This window comes from Modestobacter lapidis, assembly GCF_054780755.1.
This window is the reverse complement of sequence record NZ_BAAGVS010000011.1, coordinates 96,653-114,112: the sequence shown is the minus strand read 5'-3', so window position 1 is coordinate 114,112 and position 17,460 is coordinate 96,653. Positions and strand designations below refer to the sequence as shown.

General features: G+C 74.6%; 16 protein-coding genes. 11 read left to right on the top strand and 5 right to left on the bottom strand.

Features of this window, described 5'->3' with window-relative positions; genetic code table 11:
• The first annotated feature begins 406 nt into the window (after window positions 1-406).
• The 4 genes from ACYVG5_RS13255 (at window position 407) to ACYVG5_RS13240 (ending at window position 4,650) form a co-directional block, all read left to right on the top strand.
• Window positions 407-1,888: an Ada metal-binding domain-containing protein gene (locus ACYVG5_RS13255; protein WP_222049667.1), complete on the top strand. Its 1,482-nt coding sequence runs from the start codon at window positions 407-409 to the stop codon at window positions 1,886-1,888.
• Entirely contained in the window at window positions 1,885-2,421 is a 537-nt protein-coding gene (locus tag ACYVG5_RS13250) for a methylated-DNA--[protein]-cysteine S-methyltransferase (RefSeq protein ID WP_222049666.1), read from the top strand. The genes ACYVG5_RS13255 and ACYVG5_RS13250 overlap by 4 nt, the downstream gene beginning before the upstream one ends.
• Window positions 2,422-2,482: 61 nt before the next feature.
• Window positions 2,483-3,625: a DNA recombination protein RmuC gene (locus ACYVG5_RS13245; RefSeq protein WP_222049665.1), complete on the top strand. Its 1,143-nt coding sequence runs from the start codon at window positions 2,483-2,485 to the stop codon at window positions 3,623-3,625.
• A gap of 311 nt (window positions 3,626-3,936) precedes the next feature.
• Window positions 3,937-4,650 carry a DUF6542 domain-containing protein gene (locus ACYVG5_RS13240; protein WP_222049664.1) on the top strand — a complete coding sequence of 238 codons (714 nt, stop codon included), beginning with the start codon at window positions 3,937-3,939 and terminating at the stop codon, window positions 4,648-4,650.
• A gap of 45 nt (window positions 4,651-4,695) precedes the next feature.
• Here ACYVG5_RS13240 and ACYVG5_RS13235 read toward each other — a convergent pair whose 3' ends face one another.
• A complete protein-coding gene (locus ACYVG5_RS13235; RefSeq protein WP_222049663.1) occupies window positions 4,696-5,670 on the bottom strand; it encodes a 4-hydroxy-3-methylbut-2-enyl diphosphate reductase in 975 nt (324 codons plus the stop codon).
• A 160-nt stretch (window positions 5,671-5,830) separates the two neighbouring features.
• Here ACYVG5_RS13235 and ACYVG5_RS13230 point away from each other — a divergent pair, with 160 nt between their 5' ends.
• The 3 genes from ACYVG5_RS13230 to ACYVG5_RS13220 all read left to right on the top strand — a co-directional run bounded on the left by ACYVG5_RS13230 (window position 5,831) and on the right by ACYVG5_RS13220 (window position 8,620).
• Window positions 5,831-6,919, top strand: coding sequence for a hypothetical protein (locus ACYVG5_RS13230; RefSeq protein ID WP_222049662.1), 1,089 nt, complete (start codon window positions 5,831-5,833; stop codon window positions 6,917-6,919).
• A gap of 92 nt (window positions 6,920-7,011) precedes the next feature.
• Window positions 7,012-8,247 carry an exodeoxyribonuclease VII large subunit gene (gene xseA, locus ACYVG5_RS13225; protein ID WP_222049661.1) on the top strand — a complete coding sequence of 412 codons (1,236 nt, stop codon included), beginning with the start codon at window positions 7,012-7,014 and terminating at the stop codon, window positions 8,245-8,247.
• Window positions 8,248-8,392: 145 nt separating this feature from the next.
• Window positions 8,393-8,620 carry an exodeoxyribonuclease VII small subunit gene (locus ACYVG5_RS13220; RefSeq protein ID WP_222049660.1) on the top strand — a complete coding sequence of 76 codons (228 nt, stop codon included), beginning with the start codon at window positions 8,393-8,395 and terminating at the stop codon, window positions 8,618-8,620.
• A gap of 31 nt (window positions 8,621-8,651) precedes the next feature.
• Here the strand turns inward: ACYVG5_RS13220 and ACYVG5_RS13215 are convergent, their stop codons facing one another.
• Window positions 8,652-9,275, bottom strand: coding sequence for a DUF4245 domain-containing protein (locus tag ACYVG5_RS13215; protein WP_222049659.1), 624 nt, complete (start codon window positions 9,273-9,275; stop codon window positions 8,652-8,654).
• Between the two features lie 72 nt (window positions 9,276-9,347).
• Here ACYVG5_RS13215 and glpX point away from each other — a divergent pair, with 72 nt between their 5' ends.
• A complete protein-coding gene (glpX, locus tag ACYVG5_RS13210; protein ID WP_460683244.1) occupies window positions 9,348-10,403 on the top strand; it encodes a class II fructose-bisphosphatase in 1,056 nt (351 codons plus the stop codon).
• A gap of 57 nt (window positions 10,404-10,460) precedes the next feature.
• Here glpX and ACYVG5_RS13205 read toward each other — a convergent pair whose 3' ends face one another.
• The gene (locus tag ACYVG5_RS13205) at window positions 10,461-11,108 is read right to left on the bottom strand and encodes a DUF1707 domain-containing protein (protein ID WP_460683243.1); all 648 of its coding nucleotides are present in this window, start codon (window positions 11,106-11,108) and stop codon (window positions 10,461-10,463) included.
• Between the two features lie 100 nt (window positions 11,109-11,208).
• Between ACYVG5_RS13205 and ACYVG5_RS13200 the strand changes: the two genes are divergently transcribed.
• The 3 genes from ACYVG5_RS13200 to ACYVG5_RS13190 all read left to right on the top strand — a co-directional run bounded on the left by ACYVG5_RS13200 (window position 11,209) and on the right by ACYVG5_RS13190 (window position 16,265).
• Complete coding sequence (locus ACYVG5_RS13200; protein ID WP_222049658.1) at window positions 11,209-12,603, top strand: class II fumarate hydratase; 1,395 nt, start codon at window positions 11,209-11,211, stop codon at window positions 12,601-12,603.
• Between the two features lie 147 nt (window positions 12,604-12,750).
• Window positions 12,751-14,055: a citrate synthase gene (locus ACYVG5_RS13195; protein WP_222049657.1), complete on the top strand. Its 1,305-nt coding sequence runs from the start codon at window positions 12,751-12,753 to the stop codon at window positions 14,053-14,055.
• 254 nt (window positions 14,056-14,309) lie between these two features.
• Window positions 14,310-16,265 (top strand): NlpC/P60 family protein, encoded by a 1,956-nt coding sequence (locus ACYVG5_RS13190; protein ID WP_222049656.1) that lies wholly within the window; start codon window positions 14,310-14,312, stop codon window positions 16,263-16,265.
• A 24-nt stretch (window positions 16,266-16,289) separates the two neighbouring features.
• Here ACYVG5_RS13190 and ACYVG5_RS13185 read toward each other — a convergent pair whose 3' ends face one another.
• On the bottom strand, window positions 16,290-17,045 hold the full coding sequence (locus ACYVG5_RS13185) for a hypothetical protein (RefSeq protein WP_222049655.1): 756 nt from the start codon (window positions 17,043-17,045) through the stop codon (window positions 16,290-16,292).
• On the bottom strand, window positions 17,045-17,392 hold the full coding sequence (locus ACYVG5_RS13180) for a hypothetical protein (RefSeq protein ID WP_222049654.1): 348 nt from the start codon (window positions 17,390-17,392) through the stop codon (window positions 17,045-17,047). Before ACYVG5_RS13180 ends, ACYVG5_RS13185 begins: the two co-directional genes overlap by 1 nt.
• Between the last annotated feature and the right edge of the window lie 68 nt (window positions 17,393-17,460).

Below are 17,460 nucleotides of genomic sequence, written 5' to 3'. Positions count from 1 at the left end.
GCCAGCTCGGCATCGATCCGGTTCTTCGCGGCCAGCAACTCCGCGGCACGATCCAACAGCTGCGGGCCGAACATCGGCTTCAGATCATCGGCCGCCAAGGCATCCAGGGCCGAGGTCAACTCACCCATGACACCTCCCGCGGCATTCGAACTGATGTTCGAAGCGTACCGCCACGCACGCGCTGCTGCCAGGTGAAAGTGCTGGTCAGCGCACTGTCACCAGCCGGTTACCCGGCCGTTCCCAGCCCGGGTATCAGACTTCGGTCAGCCACGAGCGCTGCCGCTGACCCGATCGTCAACGCCCCGAACCGCATCGTCACCCCGCCCGGCCTGGACGCCCACCGGCGCTCCACCACCGCGTCCGGAATCCGCCGGTCAGCGGCCCCGCACGCTGGCATCCTCGGTGCATGCCGGGAACCGTGGACGTCGAGCGGCACTACCGCGCGGTCGCCAGCCGCGACCCGCGCTTCGACGGCTGGTTCGTCACCGGCGTGCACACCACCGGCATCTACTGCCGCCCCTCCTGCCCGGCTCGCACGCCGCTGCCGCGCAACGTCTCCTTCTTCCCCACCGCGGCCGGCGCCCAGGCAGCCGGGTTCCGCGCCTGCCGCCGGTGCCGGCCCGACGCCGTTCCCGGGTCGCCGGAGTGGGACGTCCGCGCCGACGTCGTCGCCAGGGCGATGCGGCTGATCGCCGACGGCGAGGTCGAGCGCAGCGGCGTCCCCGGCCTCGCCGCCCGGCTCGGCTACTCCGAACGCCAGCTACACCGGCTGCTGGTCGCCGAGCTGGGCGTGGGCGCCCTGGCGCTCGCCCGCGCGCAGCGCGCGCAGACCGCGCGGCTGCTGATCGAGACCACGTCGCTGCCGATGGCCGAGGTCGCGTTCGCGGCCGGCTTCGCCAGCATCCGGCAGTTCAACGACACGGTGCAGGCCGTCTTCGCCGCCACACCCTCGGCGTTGCGGTCCACCACCCCGCGGCCGGACGGCGCGAACCCCGGCTGGCTGACCCTGCGGCTGGCCGCCCGCGCCCCGTTCGCCGCCGACGAGGTGCTGCTGTTCCTCGGTGCGCACGCCGTCCCGGGGCTGGAGGAGTGGGACGGGACGACGTTCTCCCGGGTGCTCGACCTGCCGCACGGGCCCGCCGTCGTCCGGCTCTCCCCCGGCACCGGCGCCGCCGTCACCGCCCGGCTGCAGCTGCCCGAGCTGCGCGACCTCGGGACGGCGGTGGCCCGCTGCCGGCGGCTGCTCGACCTCGACGCCGACCCCACCGCCGTCGACGAGGTGCTCGGCACCGACCCGGCGCTGTCCGCACCGGTCGCCGCGGCGCCGGGGCGGCGGGTGCCCACCTCCCCCGACGCCGCCGAGACCGCGGTCCGCGCCGTCCTGGGCCAGCAGGTGTCGATCGCCGGCGCCCGCACGCTGACCGGGCGGCTGCTGCTGGCCGCCGGCCGGCCGCTACCCGAACCGGTGGGCAGCCTGACCCACGCCTTCCCCCGCCCGGAGGCGCTGGCCGGGGCCGACCTCGGCGCGATCGGCCTGACCGGCGCCCGCCGCCGCACCGTGGCCGGCCTGGCCGGCGCGCTCACCGACGGGTCCCTGGCGCTGGACCCCGGCGTCGACCGGGACGAGGCCGCCCGAGCGCTGCTCACCCTGCCCGGCATCGGCCCGTGGACGGCAGCGCTCGTCGCACTGCGCGGGCTGGCCGATCCCGACGTCTGGTTGCCCGGGGACCTTGCGCTGCGCCGCAGCCTGAGGACCCTGGGCAGCTCGGACGCCGACGCGGTCACGCGCTGGCGGCCGTGGCGGTCCTACGCCGTGATGCACCTGTGGGCACTCGCCGTCCCCGACCTGTTCACCCGCCGCCCGTCCACCGATCGGAGCGCCCCATGAACCACCCGCCGGCCCGGTACGCCACGATCCCGACCCCGCCGGGGCCGTTCACCGTCGTCGTCACGACCCACCGGGGCACCGAGATGGTGCTCGCCAGCGGCTGGACCGACGACGTCAGCGAACTGCTCCCGGTGGTGCACCGGTCCCTCCGCCCCGACTGGGTGGAGCACGCCGAGTCGCTCCCGGCGCTCGACACCGTGGAGGCCTTCTGCGCCGGCGACGTTCCCGCCATCGACGCCGTTCCGGTGCGACAGCGGTCCGGCCCCTTCCTCGAGGACGCCTGGGACGTGCTGCGGACGGTCCCGCCGGGGCAGCCGGACACGTACACCGCCTTCGCCACCCGCTGCGGGCGCCCGGCGGCGGTCCGGGCGGCCGCCGCCGCCTGCTCCCGCAACGCCGCGGCGCTGTTCATCCCCTGCCACCGGGTGCTGGCCACCGGCGGCGGGCTGGGCGGCTTCCGCTGGGGGACGCCGGTGAAGCGCTGGCTGCTCGACCACGAGGCCGAGCACGCCCCCATCGCCGTCGAGGCCTGAACAGCCGGGGCACGGGCACGCCTGAGCGGTTCTGTCGCACCCCTGGGGCACCCTCCGGTCCATGGACGCCGCATCCCTGCTCCTCGGGCTCCTCGTCGGCGCGCTGCTGGCCACGGCCGTCACCCTCGGGCTGGTGGCGCTGACCGGCCGCCGCCGCCCCCAGGTCGACGCGCTCGAGCCCGTGCACGAGTCGCTGGACCACCTGCACCGGGTGCTGGCCGGCATCGAACGCGACCGGGCCACCGCCCACGGCGAGCTGCGCGAGCAGGTGGGCACCGTGGGGCAGACGTCCGCGCTGCTCCGGCAGGAGACGGCCGCGCTGGTCACCGCGCTGCGCACCCCGCACGTGCGCGGCCGGTGGGGCGAGGTGCAGCTGCGCCGGGTGGTCGAGGTCGCCGGCCTGCTCGAGCACTGCGACTTCGTCGAGCAGCCCAGCGGCACGACGGCCGACGGCGCCCGGGTGCGCCCCGACCTGGTGGTCACGCTGGCCGACGGCCGGCAGGTGGTCGTCGACGCGAAGGTGCCCTTCGCCGGGTACATCGAGGCCGTGCAGGCGACCGACCAGGCGGTCCGGTCGCAGCGGCTGGCCGAGCACGCCCGGCAGTTGCGCACCCACGTCGACGCGCTGGCCGCCCGCCACTACCCCACCGCATTCGGCTCGGCCGCACCGTTCACCGTGCTGTTCGTGCCCTCCGACGGGTTCCTCATCACCGCGCTGGAGGCCGAGCCCACGCTGCTCGAGCACGGCTTCGCCCGCGACGTGATCGTCGCGACCCCCAGCACGCTGCTCGCGCTGCTGCGCACCGTCGCCTACTCGTGGCGGCAGGAGCGGTTGGCCCAGGACGCCACCGCGGTACTCGAGGTGGGGCGCACCCTGCACGCCCGGCTGGGCACCCTGTCCGGCCACCTCACCCGGCTGGGCTCGGCGCTGGGCTCGGCCGTCGGCCGGTTCAACGACACGGTGGGGTCCTACGAGAGCTCGGTGCTGGTCGCGGCCCGCCGGTTCGACACCCTCGGCGTCGCCGAGTCACCGGTCCCGACGCCCGCTCCGGCCGAGGGCACCGTGCGCACGCTGCGCTCGGTGCCCGACGAGCCGGTCCTGCCCGGCCCGCTCCCCGGTGCCCCGGCCCGGCAGCCGAGGCCGACCGGCAACCGGCACGCTGCCGACGACGCCGAACCCGGCCGGGACGGCACCACCGGCTGACCCGCCCGGCGTCGGAGCGGGAGCGGCCCCCGAACGCTCCCGGCCGGCCCGGGTCCTTCCGGCCCCATCCGGCCGTTACCACGGTGCACGCCCGTGGACGCTGGGACGGGTGAGACTGCCGGCCACACAATGCGCCACCGCCCGCGGCCGACACGGGCGATTTCTGCCCCGTCGCTCCCGGCGGTCGCAGCGTCTACTCAGGTCGGGCCGTTACCGTGGCCTGACCGGCGGCGAGTCGCGGCTCCCCGTCGTGAACCAGGAGGTGCACCATCGCTCCGAGTACTGCTGTCGATGCTGGGCGGGAGGACGCCGTGCGCGCAGAGCGCAGCGATGCCGGCTCGGCATCGGGCCGCGGCTACCCGTCCCCCCGGGCGGGTGGCAGCGCGTCCCGCAGCCGGCCCGCCGACCGGGACCGTCCGGCCGCCGGCCGCCGGGTCCCGCCCCCGGCCGTGCGCAACGACCGGGACGACGAGTGGGGCTACGACAACGCCCGGGACAACGCCCGGGACAACGCCCGGGACAACGCCCGGGACAACGCCCGGGACAACGTTCGAGACGGCGGGCGCGACCGTCCCGCCGCACCGGGCCGCCGCCCTGCGCCGCCGGTCCGCGGCCAGCGCCAGGAGCGGTCCACCGGCCAGGCCCCGGCCCGACGCGAGGAGACACCTGCCGGCCCGCACCTGCGCGGTTCCGTCGTCGTCCTCGGGATGTTCCTGGTGACGTTGGCCGCCGCGGCCCTCGACTCCTTCGTCGGGGTCGGCCTCGGCCTGGTCACGCTGGTCGCCCTGCTCGGCTCCTCGATCGCCGCCTGCCTGCTGGTCCGCCGGCGTGACCTGCTCAGCGTGGTCGTCGCCCCGCCGCTGGTGTTCCTCGGCGTCGCCCTGGTCAACATCGCGCTCGCGCCGTCGGCGACGCTCAGCATCCCCACGGTCGCCACCTTGCTGATCCGTGGGTTCCCGGCCATGGGCATCGCCGTCGGCGTCTCGTTCGTGCTCTTCCTGGGTCGGCTGGTCAGCCGGCGCTAGCGCGCCCGCACTGCGCCGACCCCGCCTCGCCGAGCGCTCGGCCGGTCAGCTGGTCTCGACCACCTGCAGCGCGGTGCGCTGCTGCTTGAGCTCGTGTGGGAGGGCGAACACCAGCCGCTCCTCGGCGGCCTTCACCGTCTGCACGTCCGGGTAGCCCCGGGTCGCCAGCCAGTCGAGCACCTCCGACACCAGGATCTCCGGCACCGATGCCCCACTGGTGACCCCGACCGTGCCGACGCCCTCGAGCCAGGCCTCGTCGATCTCGGCCGCGAAGTCGACCAGGTGCGAATCGCGGGCGCCGGCCTCCAGCGCCACCTCGACCAGCCGCACCGAGTTCGAGGAGTTCGTCGACCCCACCACCAGCACCAGGTCGCACTCACCGGCCATCTGCTTCACGGCCTGCTGACGGTTCTGGGTGGCGTAGCAGATGTCGTCGCTCGGCGGCGCCTGCAGCGCGGGAAAGCGGACCTTGAGGGCGTCGACGGTGGCCAGCGTCTCGTCGACCGACAGGGTGGTCTGGGACAGCCACACGACCTTCTCCGGATCGCGGACCTGGACATTCGCGACGTCCTCGGCGCCGTCGACGAGCTGGACGTGCTCCGGCGCCTCGCCCGACGTGCCCTCGACCTCCTCGTGGCCGCGGTGGCCGATCAACAGGATGTCGAAATCGTCCTTGGCGAAGCGCTTGGCCTCCTGGTGCACCTTGCTCACCAGCGGGCAGGTCGCGTCGATCGTCGTCAGCGAACGCTGCTGGGCCTCGGCCTTGACCGCTGGGGAGACCCCGTGGGCACTGAACACGACGACGGCGCCCTCGGGCACCTCCTCGGTCTCCTCGACGAAGACCGCGCCGCGGCGCTCGAGCGTGGCGACGACGTGCTTGTTGTGGACGATCTGCTTGCGCACGTAGACCGGCGCGCCGTGGATCTCCAGCGCCCGCTCGACCGCCACCACCGCACGGTCCACGCCGGCGCAGTAGCCCCGGGGGTCGGCGAGCAGGACGCGTCCGCGCGGTTCAGCCATGACCCCATGGTAGAGACAGGATCCGCCTGCCCCCTCCCATCGCTCGCAGGCCCGCGCCGGGGCCCCTGCAGACGGGCCGAGGAACCCCGTCCGGGTGACGACGGCCACCCGCGGGGACAGTCGTGGTGCCGGGCGCGGCGGCGTGCGGCACGCTGGGGGCATGGCTCGAGAGATCCCCGAGGCCGTCCGCGCCGCAGCCGGACTGGCCGCCACCGTGCTCGACGAGGCCCGCAGGCTCCCCGGGGAGCTTCCGCACCTGCCGGTGCGCCTGCTCGGGTTGGCGATGCAGACCTCGCTGATGCTGCAGCAGCAGTACTCCGGGCTGGTCGCCCGCGGCGACGAGGTGTTCACCGGCCTCTGGGGTGACGCCGAGCCCGGCATGGCGACCTTCGACGAGGACCTTCCGGAGCCCGCTGCCACGACCGCCAACCGCACCTCGGCATTCGACCGGGCCGCCGAGGCCACGCCGGCCGAGGACGACGCAGTTCCCGGCACGGTGGTCGACGACGTCACCGGCACCGTGATCGACGACGTCACCGACGTGGCCGGCGACCCGGCCGATCTCACCGTCGAGCTCAGCGACGAGATCGCCGACCTCTCGGAGGACAGCGAGCTCGCCGAGGTCGCCGGCCTCACCGACCTCGCCGACCTCGCCGAAGCCGCGGCGGAGGATGCCGCCGAGGACGCCGGTCGAGCCGCCGAGGCGGACACCCCGCTGGCCGACGTGCTGGCCTTCGAGAGCCTGGCCGGCGAGGGCGACGCCATCACCGACGCCCAGGCCGCCGCGCTGCCTGCCGACCCGCCGGCCGACGCGGTGACCGGGGCAGTCGACGAGCTGGCCGAGGAGGTCGACGCCGAACTCGCCACCGAGCTGCCGGAATCGGTGCCCGACGAGGTCGCCGACGACCTGGCGGCCGACACGGTCGCCACCGTGGCCGACGCGGAGGTCAGCGACGACTCGGCCGGCTCCGGCACCTCCCCCACCGTCGAAGGCGTCACCGCCGACGACGGCGCCACGGTCGACGCCGCCACCATCGAGGGAGTGCCCGCCCCCGAGGAGGCCGCACCCACCGCCCCGGTGCCGGGCTACGAGGGCTTCAGCATCCCGGCACTGCGCGGCCACCTGCGTGGCTACACCGCCGAGACGGTCGCCGACCTGCTCGACTTCGAGCGGGCCACCCAGGCGCGGCCGCCGTACGTGACCCTGCTGCAGAACCGCCTGGAGAAGCTCAGCGCCGACCGCGGCTGAAGAAGGACCCCGCCCTCCTCACCCCTCGCAGGCTCGGGGCGAGCCTCTGGGCGGGGCCGTTCCGGCACGTCACCACATGGCACCCTCGACGGGTGACCAGCCCGTCGAGCCCCGAGTCGCCGTGGCCGGTGCGCACCGTGGCCCGCAAGGTCGCCGAGTGGATCGGCCGGCTCGGCGAGGTGTGGGTGGAGGGGCAGGTGGCCCAGCTGTCGAGGCGGGGCAACGCCGCCACCGTCTTCCTCACCCTCCGCGACCCGGCGGCCGACCTCTCGGTGCCGGTCACCTGCCACCGCGACGTCGCCGACCGGCCGGGCCTGGAGCTGACCGAGGGCGCCCGGGTGATCGTCCGCGCCCGCCCCGACTACTACGTCGCACGCGGCTCGTTCTCGCTGCGGGCCACCGAGATCCGCGCCGTCGGTCTGGGTGAGCTGCTCGCCCGGATCGAGCGGATCCGCCGGCTGCTGGCCGCCGAGGGGCTCTTCGACGCCGCCCGCAAGCGGCCGCTGCCCTTCGCGCCCGCGGTGGTCGGCGTCATCACCGGCCGGGACAGCGCCGCTGAGCGCGACGTCCTGGTCACCGCCCGGCGGCGCTGGCCGGCCGTGCGGTTCGCCATGCACAACTGCGCCGTCCAGGGCCCGACCGCGGCGGCCGGCGTGATCGACGGACTCCGCCGGCTGGACGCCGACCCCGCCGTCGCGGTGATCGTCATCGCCCGCGGCGGCGGCTCGGTGGAGGACCTGCTGCCCTTCTCCGACGAGGGCCTGGTGCGGGCCATCGCCGCGACCCGCACCCCCGTCGTCACCGCCGTGGGCCACGAGACCGACACGACCCTGGTGGACCACGTCGCCGACGTGCGGGCCGCCACCCCCACCGATGCCGCACACCGGGTCGTGCCCGAGATCGGCGAGCAACGCCGGCTGGTCGACGGGCTGCGCGCCCGCGCCCGGGCGCTGGTCACCGGGCACCTGGACCAGCAGCAGCGGTGGCTGGAGTCGGTCCGCAGCCGGCCCGCGCTCGCCGACCCCGGGCGGCTGCTGGCCGGCCGGGCCGACGACGTCGCCGCACTGCGGTCCCGCGCCACCCGCACCCTCACCCACCGGGTCGAGACCGCCGAGCGCGATCTCGAGCACGCCCGCGCGCGGGTGTCCGCCCTCTCCCCCGCCGCCACGCTGCAACGCGGCTACGCGGTGGTGCAACGGACCGACGGGTCGCTGGTCCGCGACCCGGCCGAGGTGGGCGACGCCGAGCGCCTCCAGGTACGGGTGGCCGGTGGCCGGCTGCCGGTGCGCGTCGACCGCTCGGCGACCGGGGAGGATGGGACACCGTGAGCGGACAGGATCGTGAGCATCGCAGCGAGGAACGAGCGAGGAGCGGAGCGATCCGCGGTAGCGAACCGGGGACACCGTGAGCGGACAGGATCGTGAGCATCGCAGCGAGGAGCGGAGCGATCCGCGGTAGCGAACCGGGGACACCGTGACCGAGCAGCCGGCGGCGAGCCCGCCGTCCGAACCCACGCAGACCTACGAGCAGGCCCGCGAGGAGCTCGCCGACGTCGTCCGTCGGCTGGAGGCCGGCGGGCTCACCCTCGAGGAGTCGCTGGCGCTCTGGGAGCGCGGCGAGCAACTGGCCGAGCTGTGCCAGCACTGGCTGGATCGCGCCCGCGAACGGCTCGCCGCGGCCCAGCCCACCGACCCCGACTGACTCCGAGGGGCCAAAGTCGCGACTTCGGCCCTCAGGGGGCGCGGTAGGGGGCGACGGCGGCGGCGAGGGCCGCCAGCTCCTCGTCCGGCGCCGAGCCGGTGATCAGCAGGGTCACCGGGCCCTCGGTACGGGTCAGCGCCGTCTCTCCGCGCTCGGTGGTGCGACGGTCCCAGGTCACGCCACCGATCTGCGTCGTCCCGGCGTCGGTGGCGTCGGCGAGCACATCGTCCAGCGGATCGGCGTCCCTCCGGTCGCTGATCACGAACCCGGCGTACTGCTCGGCGGGGGTGAGCCAGCCGATCTCCAGGGTCACCGGGTCACCGGCGGCACCGTCGACCGCGTCGGTGCGCACGCTGGTCGGCCGCCACCCGTCCGGCAGCCCCTGGGGTACGAGCAGCGGGTAGCCGGCGCGCTCGGCGGCGAGCGAGATCGACGGCCCGGGATCGACCTCGCGGACGGGGTCGGCGGGGTTCTGCCGCAGCGTGGTCACGCCGACGATCACCAGGATCAGCACGGTCAGCGGAAGCAGCGAGCGGACCATGTTCGCCGGGGTGAACGCGGCGGCCCTGCTGGTCGCCGGCGGGGGAACAGCGGCCGGGGGAACCTGGGTGAGCTGTTCGTCGGGGCGCTGACCGCGAGGGCCGGGATCGGGCATGCCCCCTAGGATCGCAGCACTGCTCCCCCACCCGGTCGGCCAGCGTCGGTCGGAGCCGTCCGAGGAGGACCCGTGTCCCTGCCCCTGCCCGACGGGCCGCTGCCCACCGGCACCGCCCCCACCTCGACGGGGCGCACCGCTGCTCGCCCGGCACCCGACCGCAACCTCGCGATGGAGCTGGTCCGGGTGACCGAGGCCGCGGCGATGGCGGCCGGCCGCTGGGTCGGCCGGGGTGACAAGAACGGCGGGGACGGCGCGGCGGTCGACGCCATGCGCGCCCTGATCGGCACCGTCAGCATGCGCGGCGTCGTCGTCATCGGGGAGGGCGAGAAGGACGAGGCCCCGATGCTCTACAACGGCGAGGAGGTCGGCGACGGCCAGGGCGCCGAGTGCGACGTCGCCGTCGACCCGATCGACGGCACCACGCTGATGGCCAAGGGCATGCCCAACGCGATCGCCGTCATGGCCGTCGCCGACCGCGGCGCGATGTACGACCCGTCCGCGGTCTTCTACATGGACAAGATCGCCACCGGCCCGGCCGCCGCCGACGCGATCGACATCACGGCACCGGTCGGGGAGAACATCCGCCGCGTCGCCAAGGCCAAGAAGGCCTCGGTCGGCGACGTCACCGTCTGCATCCTCGACCGGCCACGCCACCAGCAGCTGGTCCAGGAAGTGCGCGAAGCCGGCGCCCGGATCAAGTTCATCAGTGACGGCGACGTCGCCGGCGCCATCGCGGCGGCCCGCGAGGGCACCGGTGTCGACCTGCTGATGGGCATCGGCGGCACGCCGGAGGGCATCATCACCGCCTGCGCGCTCAAGTGCATGGGCGGCGCCCTGCAGGGCCGGCTGTGGCCCCACGACGACGACGAGCGGCAGAAGGCCCTCGACGCCGGCCACGACCTCGACCGGGTGCTCGACATCGACGACCTGGTCCGCGGGGACGTCTTCTTCGTCGCCACCGGGATCACCGACGGCGAGCTGCTGCGCGGCGTGCAGTACCGCTCCGGGGGCGCCACTACCCAGTCGCTGGTCATGCGCTCGAAGTCGGGCACCATCCGCTCGATCGAGAGCCTGCACTCGCTGCAGAAGCTCAGCCAGTACTCCGCCGTCCCCTTCGGGCACTGAAAGGACCCCGTCCCCCTCACCCCTCGCACGCTCGGGGTGAGCCTCCGGACGGGGCCTTCAGAGGGCCGGCGGCGGGGGGAGCCGGCGCTGGGCCAGCCGGTCCATCACCGCGCGCCAGCGGCTCGGGGACTCCCCCGGAGCCAGGCTGCGCAGCTTCAGGTCACCGAAGAACGTCCAGCCGCGGACGACGACTCGTGGCGTGCCCGGCAGCCGAGGGACGGCGGCCAGGTCGATCTTCCGGCTGCCGAAGCAGGTCCATCCCTCCATCTGCGCGGCCACGCCCTCGCTGACGATCACCTCGATGTCGCCGAAGAACGTGCCCAGCTGCAGGTAGACCGTGTCCTCGGCGGTGCGCAGGCCGCGCAGGTCGATCCGGACGTCGCCGAACACGGTGCCCGCCCGCTCGGGCACGCCGTCCGTCGCGGTGAGCTTGACGTCACCGAAGACGGTGGAGATCGGGCTGCTCGACGTGGTCGTCTCGCCGACGATCTCGACCCGGGCCTGCGTCGCGTCGGTCGGCAGGTCGGCCAGCAGCCCGTCCAGCTCGTCGGTGGTCGTGGCCGCGTAGGCGGTGTCCACCCGCTGGCTGAACTCGTCGAGGTCGATCCGGCCCTCCCCCACCGCGGTCTGCAGGCGGGTGACCACCGCCTCGCGGTCGGCGTCGGAGGCGCGGACGACGGGACGGGCAGGCTCCTCGGGGCTCACATCCCGAGTCTGCCGCACGCACCGGCCTGCGCGAAGGCCACCGCGGCGCTCGTCTACGGTCGGCGGCGATCGACCGACACCACCACCCCGGGAGCGCATCGTGGCCACCGAGAACGACTACCGCGTCGAGCACGACTCCATGGGGGAGGTCCGGGTACCCGCGTGGGCCAAGTGGCGGGCCCAGACCCAGCGGGCGGTGGAGAACTTCCCCATCTCCGGCACGCCCATCGAGCGCGAGCTGATCGGCGCGCTGGCCGCCATCAAAGGCGCGGCGGCGCAGGTCAACGCCGACCTCGGGGTGCTGGCCGACGACGTCGCCGCGGCCATCGTCGAGGCCGCCGCGACCGTGGCCCGCGGCGACTGGGACGACCACTTCCCCATCGACGTCTTCCAGACCGGCTCCGGGACGTCGAGCAACATGAACACCAACGAGGTCATCGCGACCCTCGCCACCGAGGCCTCGGGCACCGCGGTCCACCCCAACGACCACGTCAACGCCTCGCAGTCGTCGAACGACGTGTTCCCCTCGGCGATCCATGTGGCCGCCACCCGGGCGATCGTGCGTGACCTGATCCCGGCACTGCGGTACCTGGAGGCCTCGCTCGGTCGCAAGGCCGAGGAGTTCAGCACCGTCGTCAAGAGCGGCCGCACCCACCTGATGGACGCCACCCCGGTGACCCTCGGCCAGGAGTTCGGCGGCTACGCCGCGGCGGTCCGGTACGGCGTCGAGCGGCTCGAGGCCTCGCTCCCCCGGATCGGCGAGCTGCCGCTCGGCGGCACCGCGGTCGGCACCGGCATCAACACCCCGCCCGGCTTCGCCGCCGCGATCATCGAGAAGCTGGCCGCCGACCTGGACCTGCCGCTGACCGAGGCCCGCGACCACTTCGAGGCGCAGAGTTCCCGCGATGCCCTGGTCGAGGGGTCGGGTCAGCTGAAGACCATCGCCGTCGGGTTGATCAAGATCGTCAACGATCTGCGCTGGATGGGTTCCGGGCCGCGCACCGGGCTGGGCGAGATCCAGCTGCCGGACCTCCAGCCGGGCAGCTCGATCATGCCGGGCAAGGTCAACCCGGTCATCCCCGAGGCGGTCATCCAGGTCGGGGCCCAGGTCATCGGCAACGACGCCGCGGTCACCTACGCCGGCACCACCGGCGTCTTCGAGCTCAACGTCACCCTGCCGCTGATGGCCCGCAACGTGCTGGAGTCGATCCGGCTGCTGGCCAACGTCAGCCGGCTGCTGGCCGACCGGTGCGTCGACGGCATCGTCGCCAACGTCGAGCAGTGCCGCGAGTACGCGGAGTCCTCCCCGTCGATCGTCACGCCGCTGAACAAGTACATCGGCTACGAGGAGGCGGCCGTCGTCGCCAAGCAGTCGCTCAAGGAGCAGAAGACGATCCGCCAGGTCGTGGTGGAGCGCGGCTACGTGGAGCAGGGGAAGCTCACCGAGGAGCAGCTGGACGCCGCTCTCGACGTCCTCTCGATGACCCACCCCTGAAGAAAGGGCCCTCCTGCCCCCCACCGCTCGCAAGCTCGCGGCGGGCCCCTGCAGGAGGGCCGAATGGGGGACCGCGGGGCCCCACCGCACACCACCTGCGGTGGGGCCGTGTCGCGCTCGTGGGGAAGTTGAGTAGCGTCGCCCCCGATGAGCGAGACAGCGAGCACCCCAGACGTGGCCCTGCGCTACCCCGGCGGCGAACTTCCCTTGCGGGTCGTCCCCTCCACCGAGGGGTCCGAGGGCATCGACACCAGCAAGCTCCTGGCCACCACCGGCAAGGTCGCGCTGGACGTCGGCTTCGTGAACACGGCGGCCTGCACGTCGGCGATCACCTACATCGACGGCGACCAGGGCATCCTGCGCTACCGCGGGTACCCGATCGATCAGCTGGCCGGCAAGGCCAGCTTCCTCGAGGTCTCCTACCTGCTGATCCACGGCGAGCTGCCCACCGCCGACCAGCTGGGTGAGTTCGACCAGCAGATCCGCCGGCACACGCTGCTGCACGAGGATCTCAAGCAGTTCTTCAAGGGCTTCCCCCGCGACGCGCACCCCATGCCGGTGCTGTCGTCGGCGGTCAGCGCCCTGTCGACCTTCTACCAGGACTCGCTGGACCCCTTCGACCAGCGCCAGGTGGAGATGTCCACCCTGCGCCTGCTGGCCAAGCTGCCGACCATCGCGGCCTACGCCTACAAGAAGTCGGTCGGGCAGCCCTTCCTGTACCCGGACAACTCGCTGGGCCTGGTCGAGAACTTCCTCCGGATGACCTTCGGGTTCCCGGCCGAGCCCTACGAGGTCGATCCCGATCTGGTCAAGGCACTGGACATGCTCTTCGTCCTGCACGCCGACCACGAGCAGAACTGCTCGACCTCCACGGTGCGGCTGGTCGGCTCCTCGCACGCCAACCTGTTCGCCTCCGTCTCGGCGGGCATCAACGCCCTGTTCGGCCCGCTGCACGGCGGGGCCAACCAGTCGGTGCTCGAGATGCTCGAGTCGATCAAGCGCGACGGCGGCGACATCGACCGTTTCGTGGCACGGGTGAAGGACAAGGAGCCCGGCGTCAAGCTGATGGGCTTCGGTCACCGGGTCTACAAGAACTACGACCCGCGGGCCGCGCTCGTGAAGGACACCGCCGACACGGTGCTGAGCAAGCTCGGCGGCAACAACGAGCTGCTCGACCTGGCCCGCCAGCTGGAGGAGATCGCCCTCTCCGACGACTACTTCGTCCAGCGCAAGCTCTATCCGAACGTCGACTTCTACACCGGGCTGATCTACCGGGCGATGGGCTTCCCGACCAAGATGTTCACGGTGCTCTTCGCCCTCGGCCGGCTACCCGGCTGGATCGCCCAGTGGCGGGAGATGATCGAGGACCCGCAGACCAAGATCGGGCGTCCCCGGCAGGTCTACACCGGCGAGACCGAGCGCACCTTCGTACCCATGGACAAGCGCCAGTAAGAGCACGTCTTCCTGAAGGACCCCGTTGCCCGGCCCCGCTGCAGGGGCCCGCCGCGAGCTCGCGAGCGGTGGGGGCAGCGGGGTCCTTCTGCTGTCCGCCGTCGACGCCGGCACCTCCCCCGGAGGGGTGAACTCCTCCGCCCGGACCGGTGCACCTCCTCCACTCCTCCCGCAGGACCGTCGATCAGAACCCGAGAGCCGCTGCCGCCCGGCAGCCGGCCGGTCGTTCGGACGAGTCCGCAGGGGGAACCGACGTGTCCGCTCCACGCGCGCAGGTCGCCGCGCCGCGGACCCGTCGTCAGGGTTCCGCGGCCGGGCCCGCCACCGGGGCACGCCGCACCGGGGCCGCCCACCCGACCACCAGCCAGGCCACCAGCCGGAACAGCGCCCCCCGCACCGGCGGCGGCCCGCGCCCCGGCCCGCCACGCACGGGGAAGCCCCGCCCCCGCGCCACGACCGGGAAGGGTCGGCCGCCGTCCCGCGGTCGCCGCCCGGTCCGTCCCCCGCGCACCGGGCCGAGCTGGTGGTCGCGGCTGACCGTGCTCGCCGGCGCAACGGTCGCACTCGTCGGCCTGCTGGCCGCGTTCGCCCAGCCCCCCACCGAGGCGCGGCTGGTCGGCCCCGCCGACCCGACGTCCAGCCCGGAGGCTGCCGCCGGCACGCTGGCCGGCCAGGCCGCCCGCTACCGCGCCGCGCTGGCGGACGCCGAGCACTTCGACGAGCAGGCTCGGCACGCCGAGGACGCCGCCGAGCAGGCCCGGGCCGAGAACACCGCCGGCCGGCAGGCCGTCGGCGAGCACGCCGCGGCCGCCTACCGGCGCAGCACCACCGAGCGCTGGCCCCTGGCCGCGCTGTCGCTGCACCGTCCCGGGTCCACCGCCGACGTGCTGCACGCCCAGGGCCTGGCCGAGCAGCTCGCCGACCAACAGGACCGGGAGGTCGGGCGGGCCGCCCTGTCGGCATTGCGCGCGGCCCGGTACACCGACCAGGCGGCCGCGGCCCGCGCCGCCGCCGCGTCCTCCCGTGCCGAGGCCGCAGGGGTGCTGGCCGATGTGCGCGAGGTGGTCGCCGAGCTGGACCCCGCCCTCACCGCCGGCTGGGCCGGGCTCGGCACGGCGCCGGTCTCCCCCGCGCAGCAGGCCCGGAACACCGCCGCGCTCACCACCTGGCAGACCGGGCTCGCCGAGCTGGCCGCCGCCGGCATCACACCGCCGCCGGCCGCCGCGCTGGCCGACCCCGCGGCGCTCCCCGACGGGCTGGCCCCGCTCCGCGACGCCACCGGCGCCATCGTCCCCGGGGTCGCCTCCGCCTACGTCGCCGGGCACACCGTGACGGTGCTGCCGGCCGAGACCGTCGCCGCGGTGAGCGCCGGGCTGGCCCAGCTGGGCAAGCCGTTCGTGCCCGGGCAGGCCGGTCCCGACGCCTACGACTGCGGTGGGCTGACGTCCACCGCCTGGACCCAGGCCGGCTACGGGCTGCCCCGTGCGCCGGCCGGCCAGTGGGCCGCCGGCACTCCGGTGCCCGCCGGTCAGCTGCAGGTCGGCGACCTGGTGTTCAGCACCGACCCGGGCACCGGTCCGGACGACGTCGGGATGTACCTGGGCGGCAGCAGCGTGCTGTCCGCCTCGGCCGACCTCTACCAGGTCGCCGTCCGGGAGCTGGCCGACCTGACGTCCGCCGTCCGGGTCACCCTGACGCCGGCCACGCCGGCCCCGGCACCTCCCGGCGTCCGGCCGGCGACGTGCAGCGCCCCGCCGCTGCCGGCGGCCGACGCGGCCGACGCGGCCGGGGCCACGACGGCTGCGTGGGGCGGCTGGTCGAACGGCCTGATCCCGCGGGACCAGTTGTGTGCCCTCGGCGTGGCCTCGCACCGGTTGCGCTGTGACGCAGCCGCGGCCTACACCGCGATGTCCGCGGCCTACGAGATGACCTTCGACAGCCCGCTGTGCATCACCGACTCCTACCGGTCGCTCGACGCCCAGGTCGACGCGCACCACCGGAAGCCGAGGATCACCGCGATCCCCGGCACCTCCAACCACGGCTGGGGACTGGCGGTGGACCTGTGCGGAGGGATCAACGTGTTCGGCACGCCGCAGACGGCCTGGATGGCGGCGAATGCCGCGCGCTACGGGTGGGTGCACCCGAACTGGGCGGCGGCCTCGGGATCCAACCCGGAGCCGTGGCACTGGGAGTACGGCCGGCTGCGCTGAGCCCGTCGGATCCGCAGGGGTCGGTCAGAACCAGCCGAGGTCGGCCACGTGCTGCCACGGCATCGTCACGCTCGACCCGGTGGCCTCGGCGGCCAGCCGGCGGGCGACCCCCGGATCGGCACAGGCAACCGGCCGCTGCGGCGTGACGACGACGTGCACGTCCCGCACCGGCAGGCCGGCGTCGCCCATCTCGGCGAGCAGCTCCTCGGGGCGCACCAGGAGGGCGGTGTCCAGCCCCGGGACGCCGGGGTGCGACCACAGCGCGACCGGGCCCTGCACGCGCAGGTCGCCGGTCACGCCGTAGGACCTGCCCAGTGCGGCCGACCGGGCCTGGTGCACGGCGGCCGGCGGGGCGTTCCGCGAGGGGCGCCACGGCACGGCCACTCCGTCCCGCACCAGCACGACCCGCCAGCCCACCGTTGTCCGGGTTGCGTCGGTCCAGTCCAGCACCGCGAGGCCGGCGGTGGCGGCCTCGGCGTCGGGCACCGGGCGGCGGGACAGCCAGGAGCGCAGCGCGGCGGCCACGCCGTCACGGGTGGCCGGCACGTGCGCCCGGGTCATCTCGGCGGCGAGCTGGTCCAGCGGCACGCGGGTGCCCCGGCCGGCCTCCTCGACGATCAGCACCGGCGTCCGGGGCGGTTGGTCCACCACGACGAGCCGGAGACCGGTCGGCAGACCCTCGCGCAGTTCGTCGACGGCGTCGACCAGGTCGTCGACCCGGACCTCGCCGCGGCGGAGGCGGCGCAGCAGGCCCGCGGGTGCGCCGAACGGCGCGTCCATCACGCGCTCCGGCCGGCGGTCAGCGCACTGCGCGCGACCGGGCCGAGCCCGGGCAGGGAGAGCACGCTGGCCAACTCGGCGGCGGAGAGGCGGACCGGGACGACGTCCTCGGCCCAGCCGGTGGCCTGCCGCACCCGGACGATCGGGGCCGGCCACACCAGCTCGCGGGCCGCGGCGACGTGCAGCTCGGTGAGCACGTCGCCGAGGTGGATGGCGAGCACGGGATGCAGGAGCGGGGTGCCGAGCGCGGTCTGGACGGTGCGCTGCATCTCGGCCCGGTCGACGGCGCCCAGCCAGTGCGGGACCAGCACCGCCTGGGTCGGGTCCTCGATCGGTGCGGCGCTCACGAGTCAACGCACCCGGACCGGCTGCCCGCGGGGAGGCGGTCGTTGCTGGCCGGAACTGTCACGCCATG